Annotated in this window: 5 protein-coding genes; all 5 read left to right on the top strand. The window is 66.1% G+C overall.

From position 1 onward, the window contains the following. The coding region (locus tag CSC74_RS16575) for a YadA-like family protein (RefSeq protein WP_211369675.1) at positions 1-2195 on the top strand (2195 nt) is incomplete at its 5' end. 175 nt (positions 2196-2370) lie between these two features. Continuing rightward, positions 2371-4314, top strand: coding sequence for a S8 family peptidase (locus CSC74_RS16570; protein ID WP_162315608.1), 1944 nt, complete (start codon positions 2371-2373; stop codon positions 4312-4314). Between the two features lie 144 nt (positions 4315-4458). Further along, entirely contained in the window at positions 4459-6195 is a 1737-nt protein-coding gene (gene gspE / locus CSC74_RS16565) for a type II secretion system ATPase GspE (RefSeq protein WP_162315617.1), read from the top strand. Positions 6196-6270: 75 nt separating this feature from the next. Beyond that, positions 6271-6609, top strand: a complete 339-nt coding sequence (locus CSC74_RS16560) for a GIY-YIG nuclease family protein (protein ID WP_162315607.1) — start codon at positions 6271-6273, stop codon at positions 6607-6609. A gap of 59 nt (positions 6610-6668) precedes the next feature. Then, positions 6669-7886 (top strand): type II secretion system protein XpsF, encoded by a 1218-nt coding sequence (gene xpsF, locus CSC74_RS16555; RefSeq protein ID WP_162315606.1) that lies wholly within the window; start codon positions 6669-6671, stop codon positions 7884-7886. Positions 7887-7902: the final 16 nt, after the last annotated feature.

The raw sequence follows: 7902 nt of genomic DNA, 5'->3' as shown, positions 1-7902 counted from the left end.
GCGCCGGTGTGGGCGGAACGGCGGTGGGCGCCAGCGCGCAGGCCGATGGATTTGCCGCGACCGCGGCCGGTGTCGGCGCCTTTGCGGAAGGCGCGCAATCTTCGGCGTTCGGTGCGGTGGCCAATGCGATCGGGGATTACTCGACCGCAATGGGCACGCAGAGCGCGGCGGTGGGGGTCAGCAGTGTGGCGGTGGGCGAGAGCAGCGTCGCGGCCGGTGACGAGAGCGTGGCCCTGGGTGGCACAGCGTTCGGGTTGTTCAGTGCCGAGGCCGACGGTTATGGCGCCGTGGCGCTGGGCGCGGGCTCGTATGCGGCGGGCGACTTCAGTTCGGCAGTGGGCTGGCTTGCCTCGGCGGTGGGTTACAACAGCACGGCCGTCGGTTCGGCTGCCGGTGCCAATGGCGACGACAGCGTCGCGCTGGGCGCCGATGCGACCGCCGATGCGGCAGGCAGCGTCGCGTTGGGCCAGGGTTCGCATGCGGATCGCGAAAACACGGTGTCGGTGGGCGATGTCGGCAGCGAGCGCCAGATCACCAACGTGGCGGCCGGTACCGAAGGCACCGATGCGGTGAACCTGGACCAGCTCAACGAAGTGGCGGACGTAGCGGCCAACACCGACCAGTATTTTCGTGCGACCGGCGCCAATGCAGCCACGGTCACCGGCACCGAAGCCTTGGCGGCTGGTTCCGGCGCCAATGCCAGCGGCAACCGCAGCACGGCAGTAGGCACGGCCAGCGTAGCCAACGCCACCGGCGCCACCGCCCTGGGAGCGGATGCTTCAGCGCGCGCCAACAACAGCACGGCGGTGGGTCGGCAGACCTCGATCACGGCGATCAACGGCGTGGCGATCGGTTACACGGCCTTCGCCAGCAGTGGCGCCAACGGCATCGCGATGGGTTTCAACGCTGGCGTATCCGGCGCCGACGGCATCGCGGTGGGTACCCAGTCGCGCGCCACCGCCACCAATGCGCTGGCGACCGGCGCGCGCGCCACCGCCAGCGGCGCCAATTCCACCGCGCTGGGTGCCGACAGCAGAGCCGCCACGGCGGGCAGCGTCGCGCTGGGTGCGGGTTCGGTCGCCGATCGCGCCCATACGGTATCGGTGGGAGCGACAGGGAACGAACGCCAGATCGTCAACGTCGCCGCAGGCACCGAGGGCACCGACGCGGTCAACGTCGCCCAGTTGAACGAGGTCACCGGCGACCTGGGCGAGCTGGCGGCCAACGCGGTCGCCTACGACGACGAAAGCAAGGACACGCTGACGCTCGACGGCACCGAGGGAACCACCGTCGCCAACGTAGCCGACGGTGCAGTCGCATCAGGCAGCAGGGAGGCGGTCAACGGAGGCCAGTTGTTCGGCTCGCTGGACAGCATCGCCACGGCCTTGGGCGGCGGCACCACGGTGAGCGCGACAGGCGGATTGATCGGCACCAGCTTCATGATCCAGGGCGGCAGCTATTTCAACGTAGGCGACGCCCTGTCCGCGCTGGACACGGCGGTCACTTCCATGGACGGCCGCCTTTCCACGCTGGAGAACCCGACCGCCGCCAGCCTGGCCAACCCGCGCGTGAATGACGCCAGCGCCACCACCAGCGGAGCAGGCGCCGCCGAAGCGCCGCCCACGACCGGAGGCGGCGCCACGACGGCAGGCCAGGGCGCGACGGCAAGCGACGAAAGTCCGGTCGCCACCAACGTCGGCACGGTGTCGACAGGTGCCGCGGGCAACGGACGCGCCGTGACCAACGTCGCCGCAGGCACCCAGGCCACCGATGCGACCAACGTCGCGCAAGTGCAGGCCGCCGATGCGGAGACCCTGGCCGCGGCCAACAGCTACACCGATACCACCGCCACCCAGACCCTGACATCGGCCAATGCCTATACCGATTCGAGGTTCGCTGCGATGGACGACAACTTCGAAAACTTCCGCACCGAAACCGATCGCCGCTTCCTCGACCAGGATCGTCGCATCGACCGGCAAGGCGCGATGAGTTCGGCGATGCTCAACATGGCCACCAGCACTGCCGGCATCCGTACCGAAAACCGGGTCGGCGTCGGTGTCGGCTTCCAGGGAGGTGAAAGCGCGTTGTCGATCGGCTACCAGCGCGCGCTCAGCGACCGCGCCACCATCACCATCGGCGGCGCATTCAGCGGCGACGAGAAATCGGTGGGCGTGGGTGCGGGCTTCGGCTGGTGAGATCGAGGTGATCGATGATTGCTTCCCGCGGATCGCAGGCGGGAAATCCGAGTTCCGGCCTGCACGGGCAGGCCGTCGCAGGAAGCCTGGCTGGGCCGGTCGGCAAACTGGATTCGCAATGCAACATATCGGCCTATTTCGTCGCTTGTTTTCATAACTTCATGAGGGATTAAAAGTGATCAGGAAGAACAAACTAGGCGTGGCAATTGCAGGCGCTGTACTGATGACGTCAGTGGCGATGCCTGCCGTATTCGCGGCGCAACCCAAGCAGGTCAAGAAAGTGATAGCTCCTGCCGCCAGCGTCGCGGCTGCCGGTGACGCCAGGCTGATCATCAAATACAAGGCCGGCGCCATGGCCAATGGCAATGTGGCCACCAAGCTGGCTTCGGTACGTTCCGCCGCCAGCCGTGCCGGTCTCGCGCAGAGCGGTGTCGCTGGCGCGAGAGGTTCCGTACCGCTGGCTGCAAGCCACGTCAGGAAACTGGGTCTCGGCGGCGACGTGGTGAAGCTCTCGCGTCGTCTCAACCCCAGCGAAATGAACAAGCTGCTGGCGGAAATCCGCGCAGACGCTTCGGTCCAATACGTGCAGGTCGACCGCATGCTGCGCGCGGTGGAAGACATCTCCGCCCCGATCTCGATGACCGCGGCGCTCGCCGCCACGGCGACCAGGCGGGTCGCGCCGCAGATGATACCGACGGATCCCTACTATTCCGTCTACCAGTGGCATTACTTCAACCCGAACGGCGGCATCAACGTGCCGACCGCCTGGGATATCTCCACTGGCCAGGGCACGGTGGTGGCGGTGCTCGACACGGGCATCCTGCCCAACCATCCTGACCTCGCCAACGGCACGCATATCCTGCAAGGCTACGATTTCATCACCGATACGTTCGTTTCCCGTCGTGCCACCGACGAGCGCGTCCCCGGCGGGCTGGACCTCGGCGACTGGAACCCGGTCGCGGGCGAATGCTATGCCGGTTCGCCGGTGCAGGACAGTTCCTGGCATGGCACGCATACCGCGGGCACGGTCGGTGAGTTGACCAACAATGCTTCCGGTGGATCGGGTGTCGCTTTCGATGCGCAGATCCTGCCGGTGCGCGTGCTGGGCCGCTGTGGCGGCTATACGTCCGATATCGCCGACGCCATCGCCTGGGCTTCCGGTGCGCCGATCGCGGGCGTCCCCAACAACGCCAACCCGGCCGAGGTGATCAACCTCAGCCTGGGCGGCGGCGGCGCCTGCGAAACCTACGAACAGGATGCGATCAACACGGCGGTCGCCAACGGCAGCGTGGTGGTCATTTCCGCGGGCAACGAGAATGCCAACAGCTCGGGCTATTCGCCCGGCAATTGCCAGAACGTCATCACCGTCGGGGCCAATCGCATCACCGGCGGGCGCGCCAGCTATTCCAACTACGGCGCCAACGTGGACATCTCCGGCCCGGGCGGCGGCGGCGGCCAGGACACCGGCAACGATGGTTGGGATGGTTACGTGTTCTCGACCGGCTGGGATGGCGCGACCACCCCGGAATCGGGTGCCGGCGTTTACATCTACACCGGCTATGCGGGCACTTCCATGGCCGCTCCGCATGTCACTGCGGTCGCGGCCCTGGTACAGAGCGCCCTGGCCACGGCGGCCAAACCGCTGCTGACCCCGGCTGCGATGGAAACATTGCTCAAGGAAACGGCACGCACCTTCCCGGTCGCCATTCCCGCAGCGACGCCGATCGGCACCGGCATCGTCGATGCCAGGGCCGCGCTGGACAAGGCCCTGGAAGAGCCTTGCGATCCGGAAGTGGAAACCTGCGGTCCGGTGGCCACGCCGCTGGTCAACAAGGTCAACGTGACCGGCCTGGCCGGCGCCGCCGGCAGCGAGAAGCTGTACAGCTTCGATGCGGCCGCGGGCAGCGTGCTGACCTTCATGACCCTGGGCGGCACCGGCAACGTGTCGTTGTACGTGAGCTTCGATGAAGAACCCACGACCACGACCTCGGACTTCAAGTCGACCCGCGCGGGCAACAGCGAAACGGTGCGCATCAACAAGCCGAAGGCCGGTACCTACTACGTCAAGTTGGTAGGCGCAGCCGCCTACAGCGGCGTCACCCTGGTGGCGCGCCAGTAATCCGGTTCCAGTCGGGCATGAAACCCGGGAACCCCGGCCCAGGCCGGGGTTCCTGCTTCATGAAGGCCGCCCCGATCGACGATTCCCTATCGGGTTCGCTGCTAAAGTGTGCCCCGGTCACTTGTGGAGTGCTGCGTGGAAGCAGTGGTTTCCCCCGATAGGCAACAACCGGTTTCCGATGCGGGCGATGCCGACGAACGCATCGTCGCCGCGCTGCTGGAAAAAGGCAGGCTGAAGGAAGCGGACCTGGTGCGCGCCCGCCGCCTGCAGGAGGAAACCGGCGGCAGCCTGCTGTCGCTGCTCGCACGCCTGGGCCTGGTATCCGAACGCGACCATGCCGAAACCTGCGCCGAAGTCCTGGGCCTGCAACTGGTCGGCCTGAAGCAGGTGCCCGAATTGCCGCCGGAGACCTTGCCGGAAGCGACACCGCTGTCGCCGCGCTTCCTGCGCCAGTTCCATGTCTGCGTGCTCGGCGAAAGCCGGGGCATGCAGGACCTGTGGATGGCCGATCCCCAGGATCCGTACGCGATCGAGGCGGTGCAACTGGCGACCGGTGCGCCGGTGCGCCCCTGCGTCGGCCTGCGTTCGGAAATCGACGACCTGATCGAGCGCTGGCACGGCCAGGGCCGCAGCGCCATGGGCACGATCGTCGAGGATGCAGATGGCGAGAGCAGCGGCAACGTCGATGACGTGGAGCACCTGCGCGACCTGGCCTCGGAAGCTCCAGTCATCCGCCTGGTCAACCTGGTGATCCAGCGCGCGGTCGAACTGCGCGCCTCCGACATCCACATCGAACCTTTCGAGAACCGGCTGAAAGTGCGTTACCGCGTCGACGGCGTGCTGGAGGAAGGCGAGAGCCCGCCGGCCAACCTGACCGCCGCGGTGATCAGCCGCGTGAAGATCATGGCCAAGCTCAATATCGCCGAGCGCCGCCTGCCGCAGGACGGCCGCATCATGCTGCGCGTGCAGGGCAAGGAGCTCGACCTGCGCGTCAGCACCGTGCCGACCGCGCACGGCGAGTCGGTGGTGATGCGCCTGCTCGATCGCGAGACCGTGGTCTTCGATTTCCACAAGCTCGGCTTCACCGACCATTTCCTGCCGCAGTTCCAGAAGGTGTTGGAGCAGCCGCACGGGATCCTGCTGGTCACCGGCCCGACCGGTTCCGGCAAGACCACCACGCTGTACACGGCGTTGAGCAAGCTCAACACCGCCGACGTCAAGATCATCACCGTCGAGGATCCGGTCGAATACCAGATCGAAGGCATCAACCAGATCCAGGCCAAGCCGCAGATCGGGCTCGATTTCGCCCATGCGTTGAGAAGCATCGTGCGCCAGGATCCCGACATCATCATGATCGGCGAGATGCGCGACCTGGAAACCGCGCGCATCGCCATCCAGTCCGCGCTCACCGGCCACCTGGTGCTCAGCACGCTGCATACCAACAACGCAGCCGGCGGCATCACCCGCATGCTCGACATGGGTGTGGAGGATTACCTGTTGACTTCAACCATCAACGGCATCCTCGCCCAGCGCCTGGTGCGGCGGCTGGAGCCCTCGCATGCGGAGAAGTACCCCGCTTCACCGGAGGAAATCGAGAAATTCTCGCTGCGCCGCTACCAGCCGCAGGGCGACATCTTCCTCTATCGCCCCCGCGCCTCGGCGATCGCGCCGACCGGCTACCTGGGCCGGACCACGATCATGGAATTCCTGGTCATGGACGACGGCCTGCGCCGCGCGGTCATGCGCCACGCCGGCATGGGCGAACTGGAGCAGCTGGCGCGCGATGCCGGCATGCGCACGATGTACGAGGACGGGATCGTCAAGGCATTGTCCGGCGAGACGACGATCGAGGAAGTGCTGCGGGTGACGGAGGATGCGTAGCCCGGGTCATTGCCGATCGCCATCAGGTCGTCATTCCCGCGGAGGCGGGAATCCATGGACGTACAAGGAGGTGTCATGGGAAAGCAGCCATGTGTCTATTTGCTGGCCAGTAGCCGCAACGGAACGTTATATGCGGGTGTCACCAGTAATTTGATCGGGCGGACTTGGCAACATCGGGAGCACGTCGCAGAAGGTTTTAGCAAGCGCTACGAAGTAATCCGTTTGGTCTGGTATGAATTGCATCCCACAATGGAGTCGGCGATCCAGCGCGAAAAGCGCATCAAGAAATGGAACAGGGCTTGGAAAGTCCGCTTGATAGACGAAAGCAATCCTTCATGGCGGGATTTGTGGCCGGATATCACAGGGCAGGTACCGAAAGCCAACGTCCTTGGATTCCCGCCTCCGCGGGAATGACGACTTAAAGAGTTCCAGCTACACCCAGAAATCCGCAACGAGTTACGCGACCACTACCCATGCCCCTCTACCGCTACAAAGCCCTCAACTCCCGCGGCGAAGTCCTCGACGGCCAGATGGAAGCCGCCAGCGACGGCGAGGTGGTCGCGCGTCTGCAGGAGCAGGGGCACCTGCCGGTGGAAGCCAGGCTGGCGTCGGAAGGCGGCGGGGGGACTTCGTTGCGTGCGCTGTTCGCGGCCAAGCCTTTCGCCGGCGAGCGGCTGGTGCAGTTCACCCAGCAATTGGCGACGCTGCTCGGCGCCGGGCAACCCCTCGACCGTTCCCTGACCATCCTGCTGGAGCTGCCGGAAGACGACAAAGCCCGGCGCACCATCACCGATATCCGCGATGCGGTGCGCGGCGGCGCGCCGTTGTCGACCGCACTGGAACGGCAACATGGCGCGTTCTCGCGCCTGTACGTGAACATGGTTCGCGCCGGCGAAGCGGGTGGCAGCATGCATGAAACCCTGCAGCGCCTGGCCGATTACCTGGAGCGCAGCAGCGCCCTGCGTGGCCGCGTGATCAACGCCATGGTCTATCCGGCGATCCTGGTGGTGGTGGTGGGCTTCGCCCTGTTGTTCTTGCTGGGTTTCGTGGTCCCGCAGTTCGCGCAGATGTACGAAAGCCTGGACGTGGTGCTGCCGTGGTTCACCCGCGCGGTGCTGGCGCTCGGTCTGTTCGTGCGCGACTGGTGGCTGCTGCTGGTGCTGTTGCCGGCGGCGTTGCTGTGGTGGTTCGATCGCAAGCGCCGCGACCCGGTGTTCCGCGACCGCTTCGATGCGTGGCTGCTGCAGAAGAAACTGATCGGCCCGCTGGTGGCGAAGCTGGAAACCGCGCGCCTGGCCCGCACTCTGGGCACTTTGTTGAAGAATGGCGTGCCGTTGCTGGCCGCGCTGGGGATCTCGCGCAACGTGCTGGGCAACCGCGCGCTCGCCGCCGATGTCGACCAGGCGGCCGAGGACGTGAAGAACGGCCACGGCCTGTCGGCTTCGCTGGGCAAGGGCAAGCGTTTCCCGCGCCTGGCCCTGCAGATGGTCCAGGTGGGCGAGGAATCCGGCGCCCTCGACGGCATGCTGCTCAAGACCGCCGACACTTTCGAGCAGGAAACCGCTCAGGCAATGGACCGTATGCTGGCCGCCCTGGTGCCGGTGATCACGTTGGTGCTGGCAGCGGTGGTGGCGGTGGTCATCATCGCGGTGCTGGTACCGTTGTACGACCTCGCCGGCGCGATCAACTGAACCCACAGGATGGAAT

The sequence above is a fragment of the Pseudoxanthomonas yeongjuensis genome (assembly GCF_010093345.1).
GTDB lineage: Bacteria > Pseudomonadota > Gammaproteobacteria > Xanthomonadales > Xanthomonadaceae > Pseudoxanthomonas_A > Pseudoxanthomonas_A yeongjuensis.
The sequence above is the reverse complement of the archived record's forward strand: the minus strand, read 5'-3'. Positions and strand labels throughout refer to the sequence as shown.

What these genes read in the sequence shown, in the direction of transcription:
- CSC74_RS16560 (WP_162315607.1), top strand. Translation starts at nt 6,271, where the DNA reads ATGGGAAAGCAGCCATGTGTCTATTTGCTGGCCAGTAGCCGCAACGGA.
- xpsF (WP_162315606.1), top strand. Translation starts at nt 6,669, where the DNA reads ATGCCCCTCTACCGCTACAAAGCCCTCAACTCCCGCGGCGAAGTCCTC.